The sequence below is a fragment of the Legionella clemsonensis genome (genome assembly GCF_002240035.1).
GTDB lineage: Bacteria > Pseudomonadota > Gammaproteobacteria > Legionellales > Legionellaceae > Tatlockia > Tatlockia clemsonensis.
On sequence record NZ_CP016397.1, the window covers coordinates 2,386,852 to 2,405,686 of the forward strand.

The window sequence follows — 18,835 nt, forward strand, 5'->3', positions numbered from 1 at the left end:
CCACCTCTAATGTAAATCTTGTAATCGAGTCACTGTTTCTCGATCTTCATATTTCATCGCCAAGCATGCAGCTTCTGCACCGGACAATGTCGTAGTATAGCTAATCTTATGCTGCAATGCATTGCGTCTTATAGCAAAGGAATCAGCGATTGCCTGCTTTCCTTCAGTAGTATTTACAATGAAATCAATTTCATTGTTTTTGATAAAATCTACCACATGTGGTCTTCCCTCAGCCACTTTAAAAACACGCCGGCAATCAATACCCGCTGCTTGTAAAACCAATGCAGTTCCTCTGGTTGCAATAATTTCAAAGCCAAGTTGGATGAGACGTTTTACTATTTCACCCACGCGAGCTTTATCAGCATCACGAACGGATACAAAAGCTCGACGACGTCTTACAATATTGCAACCAGCACCTAGTTGTGCTTTTGCATAAGCTTGCCCGAAACGTCTGGCGATACCCATCACTTCACCGGTTGACTTCATTTCAGGGCCTAAAATGGAATCCACACCGGCAAATTTAATAAAGGGAAAGACAGGGAGTTTAATTGAATAAAATGCTGGCATTGGATAATGCAAACTTAATCCCTGTTCTTTTAAACTTTGACCCACTTTACATCGTGCAGCAATTTTAGCCAAGGGTAGTCCTGTTGCTTTGGAAACAAAGGGTACCGTTCTGGATGCACGTGGATTTACCTCGAGCACATAAATGTCATCAGCCTGAATTGCAAATTGAGCATTAATTAAACCAACCACACCTAATTTCAAAGCCAATTGACGAATTTGCTCCATTAAGTCTTGTTGAACAACAACGCTCAAACTGAAAGGCGGTAACGTACAAGCAGAGTCTCCCGAATGCACTCCAGCTTGTTCAATATGCTCCATAATACCACCTATTAGGACCTCCTTTCCGTCGCAAACAGCATCAATATCAACTTCGATAGCGTCATTAAGAAATTTATCCAATAAAACCGGTGAGTCATTGGATACATCAACTGCTTTGGTCAGGTATTGACGTAAATCTTCTTCCTGGTAAACAATTTCCATCGCTCTGCCCCCAAGAACATAGGAAGGGCGTACTACCAAAGGATAACCAATCTGTTTAGCCAATTCTATCGCTTCCTTTTCACTGCGAACGGTACCATTTGCAGGCTGATGCAAAGTAAGCTCCGATACCAACTGCTGAAAGCGTTCTCTGTCTTCTGCCTGATCGATGGCATCCGGTGATGTACCAATAATTTTAACGCCATTTTCTTCAAGTGCACGCGCCAATTTTAAGGGTGTTTGTCCGCCGTAATGAACAATAACACCCTCAGGTTTTTCAACAGCAACGATAGATAAAACATCTTCAAGGGTTACGGGCTCAAAATAGAGACGATCAGAGGTATCGACATCGGTAGAAACTGTTTCAGGATTGCAATTCACCATGATGGTCTGATAACCGGCCTCTCTCAATGCCATGGCGGCATGTACGCAACAATAATCAAATTCAATACCCTGACCGATACGATTAGGCCCTCCACCCAAAATTATAATTTTTCTCTTATCAGTTTGAGGTTTTGCTTCGCAAGCGGTTTCATAACAGGAATAAAGATAGGCAGTATCACTTGGGAACTCACCCGCACAGGAATCAATTCGTTTATAAACCGGCGTCACCCCTAATTCTAACCGATGAACTCTTACCTGATCTTCGCTGCTTAACAATAAACGAGCCAGGTAGGCATCAGAAAAGCCACGTCGTTTGTATTGCCGCATGGTTTCTTTGTCGATCAGCTGAATAGATTGACCAATAAGGGTATTTTCCATTAAGACCAGTTCCTGAATTTGCGCCAGGAACCATGGATCGATTTTACTTTCCAGATGAATCTCTTCTAGCGACAAGTCATGACGAAATGCATCAGCCACATACCATAGTCGTTCAGGTGTTGGCTCTCTAAGATGACCACGCAAACGAGTTAAATCACCCTCTTGTTGAAACAGAGGCTCCAAACCTGAACGACCAATTTCCAGGCCACGAATGGCCTTTTGTAAGGACTCCTGGAAATTGGCTCCAATTGCCATGACTTCCCCAACGGATTTCATTTGAGTTGTCAATGTGGTTGGGGTTTGGGGAAATTTGTCAAAATTAAAACGAGGAATTTTGGTGACGACATAATCAATACTCGGTTCAAATGACGCGGGGGTTTTACCACCTGTTATTTCATTAGCTAATTCATCCAGAGTATAACCAATTGCCAATTTGGCTGCAATTTTAGCAATTGGAAACCCTGTTGCTTTAGAAGCCAGTGCAGAGCTTCGTGAAACGCGGGGATTCATTTCCACGACCAGCATTCGTCCATCTTCAGGATTGATAGCAAACTGGACATTCGATCCTCCCGTCTCTACACCCACTGCTCTTAATACTTTAATCGCTGCATCCCGCATGCGCTGGTACTCTTTATCAGTCAATGTTTGGGCTGGTGCCACAGTAATGGAGTCGCCGGTGTGGACGCCCATGGGATCAAAATTTTCGATAGTACATACAATAATGCAGTTATCTTTTTTATCACGTACTACTTCCATTTCATACTCTTTCCAGCCTAGTACCGATTCATCAATCAATAACTCGTGCGTGGGCGATAACTGCAAACCACGAGTACAGATTTCTTCAAACTCTTCACGATTGTAGGCAATACCACCACCACTGCCCCCCATAGTGAAAGAGGGACGAATAATCGCTGGAAATCCTAGTTGCGCTTGCACCTGGAATGCTTCTTCAAGACTATGAGCGATGGCTGAGCGTGGCATCTCCAAACCAATCTTTTTCATTAATTGGCGAAATTTTTCCCTGTCTTCTGCTTTATCAATGGCTTCGCGCGTTGCTCCAATCATCTCAACTGAAAATTTAGCCAACACGCCTTCTCGGACTAAATCCAGGGCACAATTAAGCGCTGTCTGTCCTCCCATGGTTGGTAACAAGGCATCGGGACGCTCCTTCTCAATAATACGTTCTACTTCTTTCCATTGGATGGGTTCGATATAGGTCGCATCTGCAAGCTCTGGATCAGTCATAATGGTTGCCGGATTGGAATTAACCAGAATAACACGATAACCTTCTTCCTTAAGTGCGCGAACTGCCTGGGTACCTGAATAATCAAATTCACAAGCTTGACCAATTACAATGGGGCCAGCACCAAGAATCAGAATAGATTGAATGTCAGTTCGTTTTGGCATAGAAACTACAAAAAAAGAGTAAAGTGACTTAGTTTACCGATTTTTGCCTGAAGATTATACCCATAACTGGGAATTAACAAAGTAAATCATAAGCCACCGGTCACTATCATTAAGATAAATTTTTTATGTTGAAAATTATAGCCTATCTACCCTACTCTATACCTCCCCAAAAAGGATAGAGGTTTTTATGATTAACTCATTTGTTATAGCATCTTTATTTACTATCGGTGTGACTGCGGCTGCGCCCATGTATGCAGAAAATGACTTTTCCTGTAAGGTAGAGGTCGCTGTAGCCACCCCACCCATTCAACTCACGCAAAACGTGAGTTTTAATGTGACTTCTGTTGATAATACAGGACCTGTCAGATCCATCACACTCAAAGGTGGGAGCGCCCCACAACGTTTGGACATTGCCTGTTTTAATGCTTACACCGTGAGCGCTACAACCTACCCTATGCTAAATGGAATAAATCCTATTGGTGAATGTCTTTTAAAAGCAGGAAATATCACTTTTAACTACTCAGGAGATACTATTTCAGTAGTCTTTCCTAACGATTTTATTTGTAATCCCGCATGATCTTTTGCAACTAAAACACATTTTGTTTTAGTTGCAAACCCTTAAAATATTACCCACACCCTTTAATCTCATCGAACTGAAAAATTAAACATCACTTTGTTCATATTTGCGAACAAATGTGTTGTATTTATGACCACAATGAGCGAGAATGATTTTTTTTGAATTTATTAAGCTCAACGTGAGATAAAGCCATGTCCGATCAAGCCAGAAAAGAATTACTGTCTGAAATTGAAAAATTAGAGAAAACAAAGCTGAAAAAAATAAACAAAATTATAAAGAAAATTGAAGAAAGGCAGTATGAAAAAGCATTATTGCTTGCCTGTGAACATTGTAAGGCTGGTGATAAATTAATGCTCAGATTAATTAAATTAATCTGCCATTATAAAGATAAACTTAACATCAATATTAACTATACTCACGCCGGTATGTCAGCATTAGGATATGCCGCTCTGAACGCTAACATGGAATTATTTATGGCACTTGAGCTCGCAGGTGCTGATTTGTCTAACCCAAAGGAATGTAAAAATTCAGCTTTAGTATTCAACACAACATTAGAGAAAATAAAAAAAGAAATTCGTACACTCTATAAATCCGAATTTTTAAGCGAATACGAGGAGTTAAATCATTATTTTGCAGACAGCAGTAAACTTCCAAAAAGAGAAGAGGTTGCCACTGATAGTTTAAATGCCAACTATGATTTGAATCGCATTGACTTTATCATTAAGTCTCTTAATTTTATTAGCAAATATAAACAAGTTCATACCAGACTTCAACAGTCACCAAGAAATTTAAAAGCCTCCGACTATTCAGTGATGGAGATTGAACAGATAGCCAAATGCCGCCTTTTACTGGAAAAAATGTGTGTCACCATACACAATCTGTCGTATGAGTTAAGACGGAAGTATAGTTTGCATTTTGGACCATCTCCATTTACCTGGATGACATTTGATCAGTTCGGCGGTTTAGTTAAAGAACCCCCTCTTGATCAGTTTGTAATCATTCCTATAGGAGATCTTCTGCTTTCCGCCCCGGATATTACTCCCTATCTTCCAGCGATCAAAAGTGCAGAACATGTTCTTTGTGAATTAGAAGACCAACAAGAAATTATCGAAGAAGCAATAAGGGATTTCGTTGATAGAGACCTACCTTTGCTGACAAAATTTTTTCAGGATGTTGCGGCCGAAATTCAACGTCCAACACCAAACATTATCAAACCTATCTCATTATTTAGTATTAAAGCAATTACCAGTTATATCTCTGATCTTGATAATCTAATCAATCTACTCAACCTGGTAAATTATACAGTAAAATTTAATCCCAGAAACAGTGCTTTTAGTAACAGTAAAGTTATCTTAAATCCTTTATCAGGAAGTCGTGAAAGGCAATATGAATGCCGTTTTAATCTTACTACGACAAGAGGACAGCATGCGGCCTTGCGTCTTTTAGAAAGAATAGGCGAATTAATTACGGGAAAGAACTTTTCTCAGTACTTGTGCAAACTGGATAATACAATTGATTGGCGTGCCTTTATTGCAATCCGCGATGGAATAGTTCATCAAGATGCTGGGGATAATATGTACCAAATCAAGAAGTTGCTAAATGATCTTCCCTTATTTGAAAAAATTGTCGGTGAAGACTTTAGTGAATTCTGCACAAGGTTGGTTAATTTATTAATGCTTCGCGAACAGAAATTAGGTGCGTACCGCTATCAAGTAAAGGAATTTTGGTCTCGAATTATACAAGTTGACGCTGAAAATAAACCGGATGAAGATCACGAACAGACGCTCACTGTCATTCAAATTGAACGACGAGTCAGTGAAGACGATGAAATGATTTTTATTAATGCCTTGCGTGAAAAAGCAGCACCTCAATCTGTGATAGAAGACTGTCAAGCGATTTTTTCTGGGATTCGTGCAATACCAGATAAAAAAGAGGTAGGCCATTTGCTGAGCCATCTACCTTCGCGTGCCGAGAATAAAGAACGCTATAAGCAATTGGCTGCGATTATGACTAATGCCATCAAAAAACCTTCAACTACCGCTGAGGAAAGAATTAAGAAACGAGAGCAAGAACAAGAAGCCCGTGAGAGACGTGAATTGGAGCGACAGCAACAACTTAAAGGCTTAAATCATATTCGTGAATTTGCTGCAAGATTGCATAAATCATCTGAACGTCAGCATCTACTAAACCCCAAAAAACGAGTACAGGCAGCATTTGATGCATTATTAAATATTAAGCAATTTTTAGTGGAAGATAAGTACATAATTGCCAATTTACCTTACCAAACTATTCAGCAGTGGGATGCATACCATTTAACCCACTCAAGCTTGTCACTGTCACAGAGGTTGGAAGCTAATCCTGAATTGAATGATGCAATTGAATACAATGCAGCTCAATTCTTGCAGCATTTAGATACTATTCGAGAATATAGTGCCGCTGCTAAATGTCAGCGGATTTTGAACAGTTATGGTGAGCTTAGACGTTTTAGAAATTATTTAGAGCACGGCAATCCACTCTATGATCATCAGGCTTACCAACCTGAAAATATTTTTGGACACCCCGATCATCGACAAAAATTAACTGCTCCTATGTTTATAAAGTTGATTTATGAGGTACTTCCAGAGTTTCAAAAAGTAGTAGAAGAATTTACTACTGATTGTCATTTAAACCCTCTTGTAACCGAAGCAGAAATGGAAGAATGGACTTTAGTTTGTAAACGTACATACCCCGCTAACGGATTTTTTAAAGCGGATACAAGCCAAAGCGCGAAAAAAGAGTCTCCGTTAGAAATGAATTCCCCACACCTATATCGCTCCTACTAAGACTCAGAACTGGTTATTGAGTGATCTCAATTTCCAGTTCCTCTTTATTACCCTTTGTAATAATGATGTAAGCTCGCCCACCAGCTCCCCAATATCTCATGCATAGCGATGCTCAAATAGAAAAGATTATATGGATTTGGCAAATAAATTTTCCCAATGCGCTCATCATTCCAGAAAAACGTGTAATCGGTAGGTGCTGCAACAGGATGTAAGCCTTGTGCAAGACATAAAGCCATCGATCGACGCATATGGATTGCTGAGGTCACCAAATAAAAAGGCTCATTCTTAACAAATTGCTTAATGGCTTTTGCCTGGTCTGCCGTATTAATGGATGTTGTTTCCAAAACAATTTTAGACTTAGGAATAGAAAACCAGGAAGCCAGTTCTGCCAGGCGAAAAGCCTCTGGTGTTTCAAACCCATAACCTCCCCAGACAACAATAATTGTGCCTGTGGTAATTGTTGATATAAACGAATGCCCTCCATTAATCGTTTAATACTCGCCGAATTTAACTGAGCATTAATGGGTTTATCATTGATTTCTGATTGACCACCACTAAGGACGACTACCCAGTGAATGGCAGGATTAACCTGAGTGATAGCAGGATAGCGATCTTCTAACTTACGCGTTAACATTTGCGGAAGCCAGCCTGTGCTAAAAATGAGAAATAAAACTAGGGTTAAGGTAAATCCCCATCGCACCAGCCAATTGTTGCCACGCCACCACAATATTATTAAAAATAAAGTAAATAACAGTAAGCAGATAAGGTAAGGATTTAATAACATTTCCAGCAGATGACGAATAATAATCATTATTTAACTCGACGCATCAAATAAAGTCCCAACAAAGCAAAAAGAAAAGTAGGGCCTATCGCTGCAATTTCTGCTGGCCATTGAAAAACCTGGCTTACAGGCCCAAAAAAACGATTGACAATATGAAAGCCAAAGCCTGCTGTTGCTCCAATTAAGATTTTTGAACCCATTGTGGAAGAGCGTAAAGGCCCAAAAATAAAAGGAATGGCCAACATCATCATGACGGCTGTTGTTAATGGCTGCATTAGACGCTGCCAGTAGGCAAGCTGATAATTCAACGCGCTTTGATGATTTTGTTTCTGAGCACGCAAAAATTGACGCAACTCCTGGAGAGTCATTTCATCAGGCTCATTACTGCTTACTCGCAGAATACTGGGTTTTACAGCGACATCCCATGACATTTGTGGAATTTTTCGTGCCAGGGTTCGATTATCATCAATCACGGTTTCGCTAATATTGTAAGCTTGCCACTGATTATTCACATAGACAATTTTGTCAATTTTGCGTGCAAGGCGCATTCGATGCAGGTCATCAAAGCGAAACTGAAAAACATTGTTCAAGGTATTGTTAGCCAGAATAGTCCCTATTGCTATGAAATCGTTATTATTACGCACCCAGACACCATGAGCAGTTCTTAGTGTTTGTCCACCACTTAATGCCTGCATCTTTTGATCGTTTCCCCAATGTGCCAAGCGAGGCACAATGGTCTCTCCAGTCACAGTAACTAATAAAATAACAATAAATGCCGCTTTTAAAACCGCAAGCGTTATTTGTCCGATGGACATGCCGGCAGCACGCATTACCACCAGTTCCCTATTATTGGCCATAAGGCCCAAGCCAATTAAACAGCCTAATAAACTCGCCAAAGGAAAGAATAAATAAACTTGATAAGGCATTTGCAATAATACATAAAGTGCCGTTTGCCAAATTCCAAAATCCGCCTTTCCAAGATCATCCAATTGATTGATAAAAAGAATAAAAATTTGCAAGCCAGCCAGCATCAATGTGACTAAAGCAATGGCTGAAAGTACCGTTTTAGCAATGTAGCGATCGAGAAGTTTCATGACAGTTTCACTCGATTACGCCAGATTAAAAATAAACCAAGAGCAGCCACTAAAAGATGAAGCCACCACATACCAATCCATAGAGGTACTTTGCCAGCAATAATCCAGTCACGCGAAACAAACATAAAATTGGCATAGACAATGTACAGCACGATTGCGGGTAATAATTTAGCATATTTTCCAGACCGCGGATTCACTCGACTAAGTGGAACTGCCACCATCGTTAGCGTCAGAACCATAATAGGTATAGATAGACGCCATTGTAATTCGGCTGCTTTGCGCAAATCTTTATTATTGAAAGGCAACAGACTGGCAGTAGAAGCAGTGCGAGCATCATTTTGAATGGCCATTGTTGGATGCGGTAAACGTACTTTATACTGGTCAAATTGAGCTACCTGATAGTTGGCGTTTCCAGGTAAACCTTCATATTCACTGCCTTGCTGCAAGACAATATAATCTTCGTAAGTTTTTGAATCCGTTTCCGCAAAAGCTCGCTCAGCCCATAAAATATCCCATTGCGGCTGTTTATCCTTTATAACCTGACGCGCCAGAAAGACGTGCTGTGCTTTTGTATGATTGCGACTCATATTTTCGACATAAAATACTTGTTTTCCATTAGAAACTTGTCGAAATCGCCCCGGTATAATAGTCTGAATAAGCGTTTGTATCCCTGTCGTTTTCATGAGCTTAGCACGTTCAGTTGCAATCACAGGACTCACCCAGATCATAATCACAGTAACAATAATCGCTACGATGATTGACATAATAAAAGTGTGTTTAAGCAACTGTGAAGGCCCATAACCACATGCCTGCAGTACTGTCATCTCACTCTCAGCATATAAGCGACCATAGGCAATTAATAGCGCGATATAAAAACCAAGTGGAAGTAATACGCCCATGAGATTAGGCAACTCAAGCATCATTAGCTTCATGATAATCATGCCGGGAATGTTTCCCGCAGCCGCACGATTTAAATATTGTACGAACTGATTACTCATGAAGATGAGTAATAGTATTGCTGTCAAAGCTGTTAGCGTAACAAAAACTTCTTTGGCTAAATAACGAAAAATTAACACTCGTTTCTCTACTGGTTAACGGCTAATCCAGAGCCTAGGCAAAGCTAAATTGAGTTATTGATACCAACTACTCTATCTCTATATTCCCGCGACTTTGTTTCGCGGGAGCTGGAATGCTTGCAACACCACCGGATCCGGCATATAAACCGCGGAGCGTAGAAGTCAAGCATTTTTCATGCGTAGGTACTGGCTATAAATCCTACTCTTACTTTAAATTTGTAGGTAGAATAGCAGGATGTCCCTCGGTAAACTAACAGTTTTTACTCAAGATAGGAAGTAAAAATGAACTACAATCTTATTGAAACTCCTACTCTAGACGCCAGTGAATGTCTGGTTTTAGGTCTTTTTTCTGATGAAAATTTTCCTACCCTTATGGAAACATTGAATAAACAGCATCAGGGTCTCATGAGCCGTTTATTCGCTAAATCGCCAGAGAAAGGCGACTGGGTTTGGCAAACTGATGTTGATCACCATAGCTTGCTAGTGATCAATTGTGGCAAAAAATCCGAGTTTAATGCCAAGGATTTAAAAAAATATTTAACCGAAATAGTTCCTGTACTCATTAAACAGCGTGTTGCTACAGTGACGATATCCCTACCACCACTAGCCACTCATCAACCTGATGGACAAATTGAGCAAATGCTTTTACAAATGGATGCTCTACTCTATCAATCACTGGCTTTTAAAACGAGCAACAACAAGGTACATCGCCTGGAATCTGTTCATTTTCATTTACCAGGTGCTACTTCTAAAGCGATTAAAACGGCAAAAGCGATTGCTGAGGGCGTTAGATGTGCTCGTACTTTAGCAGATATGCCCGCTAATGTCTGTACTCCTGCTTACTTAGGAGAACAAGCCACAGAATTAGCCAAACAACATGAGCATTTAACAACTTCCATTCTCGGCCCTGAAGAAATGAAACAATTAGGTATGGGAGCTTTATTGGCTGTAGCTCAAGGAAGTATACAACCACCGCGGCTTATCGAAATCAACTATTGTGGTGGCGGTGATGCTGCCCCCGTTGTTTTAGTCGGTAAAGGCATTACGTTTGATTCTGGTGGTCTTTCAATAAAGCCTGCCAATGCAATGGATGAAATGAAATATGATATGTCAGGTGCTGCCAGTGTTTTTGGTGCCTTAAAAGCTTGTGCTTTACTGAAATTACCTATCAATGTCATTGGTTTGGTTGCCAGCGCTGAGAATATGCCCAGTGGTTCAGCGGTTAAACCGGGTGATATTGTGACATCGATGTCCGGGCAAACAATTGAAATTTTAAACACCGATGCCGAGGGAAGACTCGTTTTGGCAGACGCGTTAACTTATGCTGAACGCTTTAATCCGAGTTTTGTGATTGACATAGCCACATTGACAGGTGCCATGGTTGTGGCGTTGGGTTATGTAACTACCGGTTTCATGACAGAAGATGAAACATTGGCTACACAAATCTTGGAGGCAGCAAAAGAAAGTGGAGACAAAACCTGGCGTTTTCCCTTAGATGACGCTTATCAGGAAGCTTTGGAAAGTCCTATGGCTGATATGATTAATGCATCGTTTGACCGCGCTGCAGGGGCGATTACTGCTGCGTGCTTTTTAGCACGCTTTACAAAAAAATACCGTTGGGCACATTTAGACATTGCTGGAACAGCATGGGTTTCCGGTAAGAAACGCAATGCCACAGGTCGTCCAGTGCCTTTACTAGTACAGTTGTTACGCCATGCCAGCAATTCGCGTTGATTTCTACTTATTAAACAGCCAGGATGACGCCGCCCGCTGGCTTTTAGCGTGCCGTCTTCTTGAAAAGGCTTATTTGCGCGGTCATCGGGTTTTTGTCCATTGCGATTCACAGAAAGACGCCCATGAGTTGGATGAGTTACTTTGGACATTTAAAGATAACAGCTTTATTCCTCATAACTTACAGGGAGAAGGACCTGAACCTCCCCCGCCCATTCAAATTGGCTATCAAGCCGAGCCACGAGGCTATTCTGACATCTTGTTGAATTTAAATGCCACCATTCCTGAGTTTTATAAACGTTTTAAACGCGTGATGGAAATTGTGGTTAATGAGGAGGCTGCCAAAGAATTAAGCCGGAAACATTACAAAGAATACCGTGCCTATCAATGCCAACTGCATATTCACAATATGGAGTAGTAGTTTTCCTTGTTTTAAAAGAAGTAATGGAGTTTTAATGCGTATTAAGTTAAATATTCTTCCCCATGGGGAATGCGCTCAGATTTTTGTCTATGCCGATCCGCACGATGAATCTTTTCTTAATTGGCGAGTATTTAAAATTTGGCACAATAATAAAAGCGGCAGTATGACACCTGTTTTTTCTCAGGATAACTACATTAATGATTACTACGTTGTTTTTTCCAGTAAAGTACCCTTTAAATGGTTTTGTGAACGTTTTTGGGATTCACCTTATGCCAAACCGGAAAATTATCGGTTTCTTACTCATAACTGCAGTAATGCCGCTGTTTATGCTTTTCAACTGGCAGAGATTAATATTCCTGTGCCGCGATTAACGCTAATGCGTGTTTATCCTCTTCCAATTGCTATTCCTGGTCCATTCCTCTCACCTCTAGATCTTTCTATCGCAGCAAAAACTTTAAGATGCAACTGTTACAAAATACCTCTTCTCCTTTCCAAAAAATTGATTTTAAACTTGAGCTAGCGAGTTTCAAGTTAGGATTTTGGGCCCAGTCCCACAAAAACAAAACATTGGCAAATCATGTTAAAACTATGGTTTCCGAGGTTAAAAAAGAAGTTACACCAAATAACCACCAAAGCGAACTCTATCTTGAGGCATTAATCAAAACTATTGATTTAATTTCTCATGAAAATAATGCCGCTAGCAGACAAGATTATCATCATTTTCTTAGGCAGTTTAAAAAACGAGAATCCATCTCCAGAATGGATAAAGCAGTAAGTCACTACATGCTGTTTTCAAATGTAATACTTTCGCTAAGTGCTGCCTTGTATATAACTGGCTTGCAAGACTGGCGAATAGATATTTCTTTTTATTCATTTACAGGATTTTTTTGGGCTTGCATTTTAAAAGGGGCACAGGCAGACAGGAAAGCCATTCTTCCTCTTTATCAGGTGAAAGACACGCCCTTGTCTTTAGTAATGCAACAAGTGGTAACTGAAGCAGAAACAGATTCTCGTCCGATACGAAACGCTATTCTTTAGAGGATTAATGCTGTTGGGTCGAAACGACCTAACCTACTTACTATTTGTTTTCTATTAAAAATCGTAGGTTGGGTCGTTTTCGACCCAACAAAGTCAATCTTCACTCACCAAATTGATTATTTTTAAAATCATATTCACAAGTCCAATTTTTTGGTAAAAGTCCTAACTGAATATCTCGATGAATACTAGAATAAGGCCAATCTGCAGGATGTCTTACATAGCCATGCTTCACAGGATTAAAATGAATGTAATTTAAATGGGGTGCATAATCTTTTTCGTCACGAATAAGATGTTCCCAGAAGCGACGCTGCCAGATTCCTCTCTCTCGCTTTTTTTGTCTTGAGGGACTAATAAATTCATTAATTTGAAATTGATTCGTAAAAATACTTTTTATTAATCTAATTCGAAGCGAAAAGTTTCCATCATTTGGTGCTAATCTGATCATCATGTGAATGTGATCAGGTAAAATAACGATTCCTTCTATCTTAAAAGGATATTTTCTCTTTGTTTTTTGAAAAGCAATTCGTAATTTATTAATTTCTTTGATTAATAATTACTTTTTCTATTTCTTAAATTTAATGTGAAAAAATAAATCGCTCCCGATACTATTATTCTTCGATATTCCATAATATTAAACTACTGCTTTACATTTTCCTTTGAGTTAGTCTTTATATAGTTTTTTAATTTGTTTGACAATGGTTTAATCGTTGGGTCGAAAACGACCCAACCTACGATTTTAATAGAAACCAAGTAAGTCCTTTCAACTAAATTTATTTACTCCCGAAATACCCCTCTCCTACACTAAGCAAGCAAGTAGGTTGGGTCGTTTTCGACCCAACGCAAGCGATGCATTGGGCTTTTATGTTAAGTTTGCTCGCTGTTACTTATTATTTATGAACTATTCTTAAAAGGTATACCTTTTTATTGGAAATCAAATCATGAAAAAATCGCTTAAAAGTAAAAACAAACTTTCAAAAAAACATTTAAATAAAATTTCTGGTGGTGAGGGTGGTATTGATGTAATTAGAGTACCAGTTGATCAGAATACCAAAAAACCCCATGGTGGATTTGAAGAGATTCCTCCTGCTAATACTTATCCTAAACCCAGGTAAATAATTAATGTTGCTCACCAGAAAATTTACAGGTTCTATATTTCTTAGCCAAATAAGAAGCAACCGTCCGCAATCCCATTGCTTCTCCACCTTCCGGCCTCCCGGGTTTGGACGATATATTCCAAGCCATTACATCAAAATGAGCCCAGGAGACAGACGCTGGTATAAAGCGTTGCAGGAATAAAGCGGCTGTAATGGCACCTGCATAAGGTGATGCACTTGCATTGGCCATATCAGCCAAGGTGGAATCCAGCATACTGTTATAACCTGCGAATAGTGGCAAACGCCAGACTGGATCATTGGCACTGATGGATGCTTCTGCCAACGATTGCGCCAACTGATCATCATTACTGAATAAAGCCGCAATTTCAGTGCCCACAGCGACTCGAGCAGCCCCTGTTAAGGTTGAAAAATCAATTAATAATTCTGGAGGCTCTTCACAAGCTTTTACAATGGCATCAGCTAGAATTAACCGCCCTTCTGCATCCGTATTATCCACTTCCACGGTCAAGCCATTACGCATTGTTAAAATATCACCTGGTCTAAACGCGTCCGGGCCAATGGCATTTTCAACCGCAGGGATAAACACTTGCAAATAAATGGGTAATTGTTGTTGCATGATCCACTGGGCTAAACCAATGACATGAGCAGCCCCTCCCATGTCTTTCTTCATCAAACGCATGGCTGTTGACGGCTTGATATCCAATCCACCACTGTCAAAGCAGACCCCTTTTCCAACCAATGCAACCTTTGGATGACTCTTATTGCCCCAGGACAAAGAAATAAGTCTAGGGGAATTTGCTGATGCACGACCCACCGCATGGATAGCCGGAAAATTGGCATTCAACAGTTCATCACCTACCCATTGTTGAAATGCTGCATTATTTTTTTCAGCCAAATCAGCAACCACAGCAGCCAGTTCTTCAGGCCCCAAGTCGTTAGTGGGCATGTTAATAAGATTACGTACAAGAAATATTGCCTCAACCTCAGCCAAAATTGCCAATAAATTATCTTCATTGACTATCAAAATTTTCGGAATGATTTCTTGTTGTTTATAAGTGGTAAAGCGGTATTGAGCCAAGGCCCAGGCCACAAGCGCTTGTGAAGAAACCTCTTTTTTCAGTTGGTAAGAGGATGGGGGTAATTTCGTGGCGGCACACGCAAGGGCCAACGCTTCTTCATTATTTCCTGTGCCAAGATAAGCCTTTATTAACGTGCCCTCACTATTCGTAATCAGACAAATTTCGCCGGCCTTCGCTTTAAATTGTTGTAAAGAAAAGAAATTATAGTCGGAGGTGGTCAATATCTCCGATTCCGTTTCCAATTGTTTCTGACTAATTAAATACAGGGAGATTGCTTTGTCAGAGCAGGTGTCATAAAACAGGTTTGCGTGCATAACTACTCCTTCATTTGACCACGGAACTGCGCCGGACGTATCCCCATTAACCGCAGGGATCCTAAATAAATAATTACAACAACTGCCACATGCCCCAAAAGCCACGATAGACGCAGAAAAGCAGGCTTGGCTAGCCAGTCATTTATACTACCCACCATTATAAATAAATACGCTGCAATGACTAAATTTGCCACCAGTAATTGCAATAGGAAGATTAACCAGCCAGTGGAAGGTTGATAAACTTTCCGTCGAATCAATAAAACAAGCAATACACCACAATTAACGTAGCCAGCCAAAGCAGAAGCCAGGGCAAGTCCCGCGTGCGCTAAAGACCAAATAAATACCAAGCATAGCAAACTATTGACTATCATGGCCAAGGCACCTATTTTTACCGGTGTTTTAATGTCTTGGCATGCATAAAACCCCGAGGCCAGTACTTTAACCATCATAAAAGCAGGCACACCAGCACTAAGAGCAATTAGACTCTTTTGCGTTTGAATTAAATCATTGGGTGTAAATGCGCCATAAGCAAAACAGGCGGCAATCAATGGCATAGAAAACATTGCCAAACCCAATCCAGCGGGAATGCCAATCAGCAATATTAATCGTAAACCCCAATCAAGGGCACGTGAATATTTTTCACTGCTTTGTTCCGCATGGCGTCTGGATAGATGCGGCAGAATAACCGTTGCGATAGCCACCCCAAATACACCCAAGGGAAAATCGGTTAAGCGGTCGGTATAATATAACCAGGTTACACTGCCTACTTTTAAGAAAGAGGCAAAGATGGAATCCACCATTAAATTGAGTTGAGCAATGGAAACACCGAATAATGCCGGCACCATTAATTTTACAACCCGCCTGACACCTGGATCTCGCCAACCTACTTTGGGCGGTACCAATAATTTCCGTTGATATAAAAAAGGAAGTTGAAATAAAAATTGAGCAATTCCTGCTATCAATACCCCCCATGCTAATCCAACAACAGGTTCCTCCAGACGGGGACACAAGTATAAAGCAGCAAGAATCATGCTGATATTTAGTAATACTGGCGTAAAAGCAGGAACACCAAAATAACCATAAGTATTGAGCACAGCACCCGCCATTGCGGTTAAAGAGACTAACATTAAAAATGGAAAAGTAAGCCGCAACATTTCTGTAGCAAGAAGCGAGCGCGCACTATGTTCACCAAAGCCTGGGGCAAAAAGCCAAATAATTATTGGTGCCCCTAAAATCCCAATGACAGTAACAAACGATAAAATAGTACCTAACTGCCAGGAAACACGTGCAATAAACTCCCGGACCTCTGGAAAAGTTCGCTGCTGCTGATACTCTGCCAATACTGGAACAAACGCTTGTGAAAAAGCACCCTCAGCAAATAAGCGTCGCATAAAATTTGGGATTCGAAAAGCGACATAGAATGCATCCATTCCAGCCTGTGCTCCAAACAACTGGGCAATAATCATGTCACGGGCAAAACCTACCAAGCGTGATAACAATGTCATTGCTGACACAAGTGTTGTAGAACGTAAAAGACTTTGTCGTTTAGGGATCATTGTTTCAATCGCAGACATGATATTAAATAAATAAAGACAATGCCTTCTATGATACCTTAGTCGCTGGCTTTTTATAATCAGCTAATATAAATTTGCAGAAGCAGCTTAAGAAAAGGACTTTCCATGACAGCCTCTATTGCTTCTATTGCCCTGTATTCCTTTCTGGCAGGCCTTAGTATGATTGTTGGTGGGGCAATTGCCAGTTTGTACCAGCCTGGTGACAAACTATCTAGCGCCACACAACATTTTGCTGCAGGCGTCGTTTTTGCAGCCGTAGCGAAAGAATTACTTCCCAAGCTTGGCGCGGATCAATCGACGCTGGCCCTAATCATAGGCTTCTCTCTGGGTGTAATCTGTATGCTTGTTCTTAAGTTACTCGCCGATAAATTGTCTGAAAATGAATCCGCTCAGACTGGTGTTTCCCCTGGTTTGGTTAGTGCTGTAGGCATTGACTTGTTTATCGATGGTATTTTAATTGGTATTGCCTTTTTGGCAGGCGCGCGCGGAGGAATATTAGTCGCTATCGCCCTTGCTATAGAAATTCTTTTTTTAGGCATTTCCACCACCGCATCGTTGGGGAAACGACAAGTCACCGTTAAAGCCAGGCTTACCTTAACCGTGCTACTTGCCTTATTGATTCCTGTGGGAAGCATTCTTGGTGCTTTTTTGTTGTCTCAGTTATCCAATGTGATTACTGAAGGGATTTTAGCGTTTGGTGTGGCCGCCTTGCTTTACCTGGTGACTGAAGAATTACTCACTGAAGCGCATGAGCATGAGATTGAGAGTCCTTTTGTCACTGCTTGTTTTTTTATTGGCTTTTTAAGTATTTTATTATTGGAAAATATGATGGGATAGCAAAATTTCTCATGCATTTTTTTTCTTCTCAGGCTATAATTTTTAGGATTTAGAGAGTGAGCTATCGTTGTTATTAGTCCCTGTCTATATTGACAAATTCTAATACATTGTGCATGATCACCATCTTTTTGTGACATCTGAATGAGTGGAGATTTTTAAGTGGCAAATATTAAATCAGCGATCAAACGCGCCCGTCAAAACGTAAAACTGCGTCAACATAATGCCAGTGCACGTTCTATGTATCGCACTTACGTTAAAAACGTTATTAAAGCCGTTGAAGCTGGCGATTTGGAAGCCGCTCGTGCTGCCTATGCTAAAGCACAACCTATTATTGATAAAGCAGCTAATAAAGGTTTAATTCACAAAAATAAAGCTGCCCGCATTAAAAGCCGCCTCACTGCCCGAGTTAAGGGAATGGCTGCTTAATTCTGCTTTTCCGTCGCTCTAGTCCGTAAACCCCGAACTGGATTAATTCAGTTCGGGTCTCTCGAATTCCATTTTTTTGCTTTGGATAGGTCTTAGGGAACACGTTTGCGGACGAGCGCACTCAACAACTTCTGGCTTATCAGCCAGCCTGCGGTTATGGCTCAAGGAATATTACTGGGTGTTCGTGATTTAGTCTTATTTTTGGTTTCCAAAACTTTAATATCATCCGCAAAGCACTTTGTTTCACCACGCCAGGGAGCGACAAATTCTTCGCAGTGATAATAAACAATCACGTGATTATTGTTTTGCATCGCCAACTCAGCACGCTCAACTAAGTCAGATCTAAATTGTCCTATCGTAAAATGAAATTCTCGACCAGTGGCGCCTGAAGCATCCTCAAGTCCGCCACGTATTAATTCTGCTTCATAGGTTCCCCAATAACGGCCTTCTTTAGCAACCTTAACGATAATTCCTGACTTCTGCCCTGATTTAACGGTCCAGCAGCCGCTCAATAAGCAGAAACTTAGGGTAATGAACGAGAATAATAATTTTTTAGTCATTTTTTGTTTAAGCCTTTTCTAATGTCACAAATTATTGATGGTTTTTAATTAAAGAGCTAAATAAATTTAAACAATTTCGGGGTCAAGATCACCTCTTTTGATTAAAAGAACTTACTGGAGAAAATTCCCAGTACACATTCAGGATCCTTCAAGCAGCTTGCGCTGCTTTCAGGATGA

Annotated in this window: 17 protein-coding genes; 9 read left to right on the forward strand and 8 right to left on the reverse strand. The window is 40.5% G+C overall.

Annotated features, from left to right (window positions below; genetic code table 11):
* Positions 1-6 precede the first annotated feature (6 nt).
* The gene (carB, locus tag clem_RS10480) at positions 7-3,213 is read right to left on the reverse strand and encodes a carbamoyl-phosphate synthase large subunit (RefSeq protein ID WP_094091512.1); all 3,207 of its coding nucleotides are present in this window, start codon (positions 3,211-3,213) and stop codon (positions 7-9) included.
* A gap of 187 nt (positions 3,214-3,400) precedes the next feature.
* Here carB and clem_RS10485 point away from each other — a divergent pair, with 187 nt between their 5' ends.
* The gene (locus clem_RS10485; protein WP_094091513.1) at positions 3,401-3,790 is read left to right on the forward strand and encodes a hypothetical protein; all 390 of its coding nucleotides are present in this window, start codon (positions 3,401-3,403) and stop codon (positions 3,788-3,790) included.
* 191 nt (positions 3,791-3,981) lie between these two features.
* Positions 3,982-6,612: a ribonuclease HepT family protein gene (locus clem_RS10490; RefSeq protein ID WP_094091514.1), complete on the forward strand. Its 2,631-nt coding sequence runs from the start codon at positions 3,982-3,984 to the stop codon at positions 6,610-6,612.
* Between the two features lie 47 nt (positions 6,613-6,659).
* On the opposite strand, the gene clem_RS15135 is transcribed toward clem_RS10490, so the two are convergent.
* The 3 genes from clem_RS15135 to lptF all read right to left on the reverse strand — a co-directional run bounded on the left by clem_RS15135 (position 6,660) and on the right by lptF (position 9,563).
* A complete protein-coding gene (locus clem_RS15135) occupies positions 6,660-7,100 on the reverse strand; it encodes a YdcF family protein (protein ID WP_332460238.1) in 441 nt (146 codons plus the stop codon).
* Positions 7,101-7,422: 322 nt separating this feature from the next.
* Complete coding sequence (lptG, locus tag clem_RS10500; protein WP_094091515.1) at positions 7,423-8,487, reverse strand: LPS export ABC transporter permease LptG; 1,065 nt, start codon at positions 8,485-8,487, stop codon at positions 7,423-7,425.
* Positions 8,484-9,563 carry an LPS export ABC transporter permease LptF gene (gene lptF / locus clem_RS10505; protein ID WP_094091516.1) on the reverse strand — a complete coding sequence of 360 codons (1,080 nt, stop codon included), beginning with the start codon at positions 9,561-9,563 and terminating at the stop codon, positions 8,484-8,486. The genes lptG and lptF overlap by 4 nt, the downstream gene beginning before the upstream one ends.
* 282 nt (positions 9,564-9,845) lie before the next feature.
* On the opposite strand from lptF, the gene clem_RS10510 reads away from it, so the two are divergent.
* The 4 genes from clem_RS10510 to clem_RS10525 are packed head-to-tail and all read left to right on the forward strand — an operon-like array spanning position 9,846 to position 12,753.
* On the forward strand, positions 9,846-11,297 hold the full coding sequence (locus clem_RS10510) for a leucyl aminopeptidase (RefSeq protein WP_094091517.1): 1,452 nt from the start codon (positions 9,846-9,848) through the stop codon (positions 11,295-11,297).
* Positions 11,278-11,712 carry a DNA polymerase III subunit chi gene (locus clem_RS10515; RefSeq protein WP_094091518.1) on the forward strand — a complete coding sequence of 145 codons (435 nt, stop codon included), beginning with the start codon at positions 11,278-11,280 and terminating at the stop codon, positions 11,710-11,712. Before clem_RS10510 ends, clem_RS10515 begins: the two co-directional genes overlap by 20 nt.
* A gap of 37 nt (positions 11,713-11,749) precedes the next feature.
* Positions 11,750-12,235 (forward strand): hypothetical protein, encoded by a 486-nt coding sequence (locus clem_RS10520; RefSeq protein ID WP_094091519.1) that lies wholly within the window; start codon positions 11,750-11,752, stop codon positions 12,233-12,235.
* Positions 12,175-12,753, forward strand: coding sequence for a hypothetical protein (locus clem_RS10525; RefSeq protein WP_094091520.1), 579 nt, complete (start codon positions 12,175-12,177; stop codon positions 12,751-12,753). Before clem_RS10520 ends, clem_RS10525 begins: the two co-directional genes overlap by 61 nt.
* Before the next feature lie 100 nt (positions 12,754-12,853).
* On the opposite strand, the gene clem_RS10530 is transcribed toward clem_RS10525, so the two are convergent.
* Positions 12,854-13,300, reverse strand: coding sequence for an REP-associated tyrosine transposase (locus clem_RS10530; RefSeq protein ID WP_332460239.1), 447 nt, complete (start codon positions 13,298-13,300; stop codon positions 12,854-12,856).
* A 391-nt stretch (positions 13,301-13,691) separates the two neighbouring features.
* Between clem_RS10530 and clem_RS14875 the strand changes: the two genes are divergently transcribed.
* Positions 13,692-13,865 carry a hypothetical protein gene (locus clem_RS14875; protein WP_157698232.1) on the forward strand — a complete coding sequence of 58 codons (174 nt, stop codon included), beginning with the start codon at positions 13,692-13,694 and terminating at the stop codon, positions 13,863-13,865.
* A gap of 4 nt (positions 13,866-13,869) precedes the next feature.
* Here clem_RS14875 and clem_RS10535 read toward each other — a convergent pair whose 3' ends face one another.
* Positions 13,870-15,261, reverse strand: coding sequence for a leucyl aminopeptidase family protein (locus clem_RS10535; protein ID WP_094091521.1), 1,392 nt, complete (start codon positions 15,259-15,261; stop codon positions 13,870-13,872).
* A gap of 2 nt (positions 15,262-15,263) precedes the next feature.
* Positions 15,264-16,835, reverse strand: a complete 1,572-nt coding sequence (gene murJ / locus clem_RS10540; RefSeq protein WP_232505456.1) for a murein biosynthesis integral membrane protein MurJ — start codon at positions 16,833-16,835, stop codon at positions 15,264-15,266.
* A 105-nt stretch (positions 16,836-16,940) separates the two neighbouring features.
* Between murJ and clem_RS10545 the strand changes: the two genes are divergently transcribed.
* The gene (locus clem_RS10545) at positions 16,941-17,672 is read left to right on the forward strand and encodes a ZIP family metal transporter (RefSeq protein WP_094091522.1); all 732 of its coding nucleotides are present in this window, start codon (positions 16,941-16,943) and stop codon (positions 17,670-17,672) included.
* A 159-nt stretch (positions 17,673-17,831) separates the two neighbouring features.
* Positions 17,832-18,098 carry a 30S ribosomal protein S20 gene (rpsT, locus tag clem_RS10550; protein ID WP_094091523.1) on the forward strand — a complete coding sequence of 89 codons (267 nt, stop codon included), beginning with the start codon at positions 17,832-17,834 and terminating at the stop codon, positions 18,096-18,098.
* A gap of 161 nt (positions 18,099-18,259) precedes the next feature.
* Here the strand turns inward: rpsT and clem_RS10555 are convergent, their stop codons facing one another.
* A complete protein-coding gene (locus clem_RS10555) occupies positions 18,260-18,658 on the reverse strand; it encodes a hypothetical protein (protein ID WP_094091524.1) in 399 nt (132 codons plus the stop codon).
* Between the last annotated feature and the right edge of the window lie 177 nt (positions 18,659-18,835).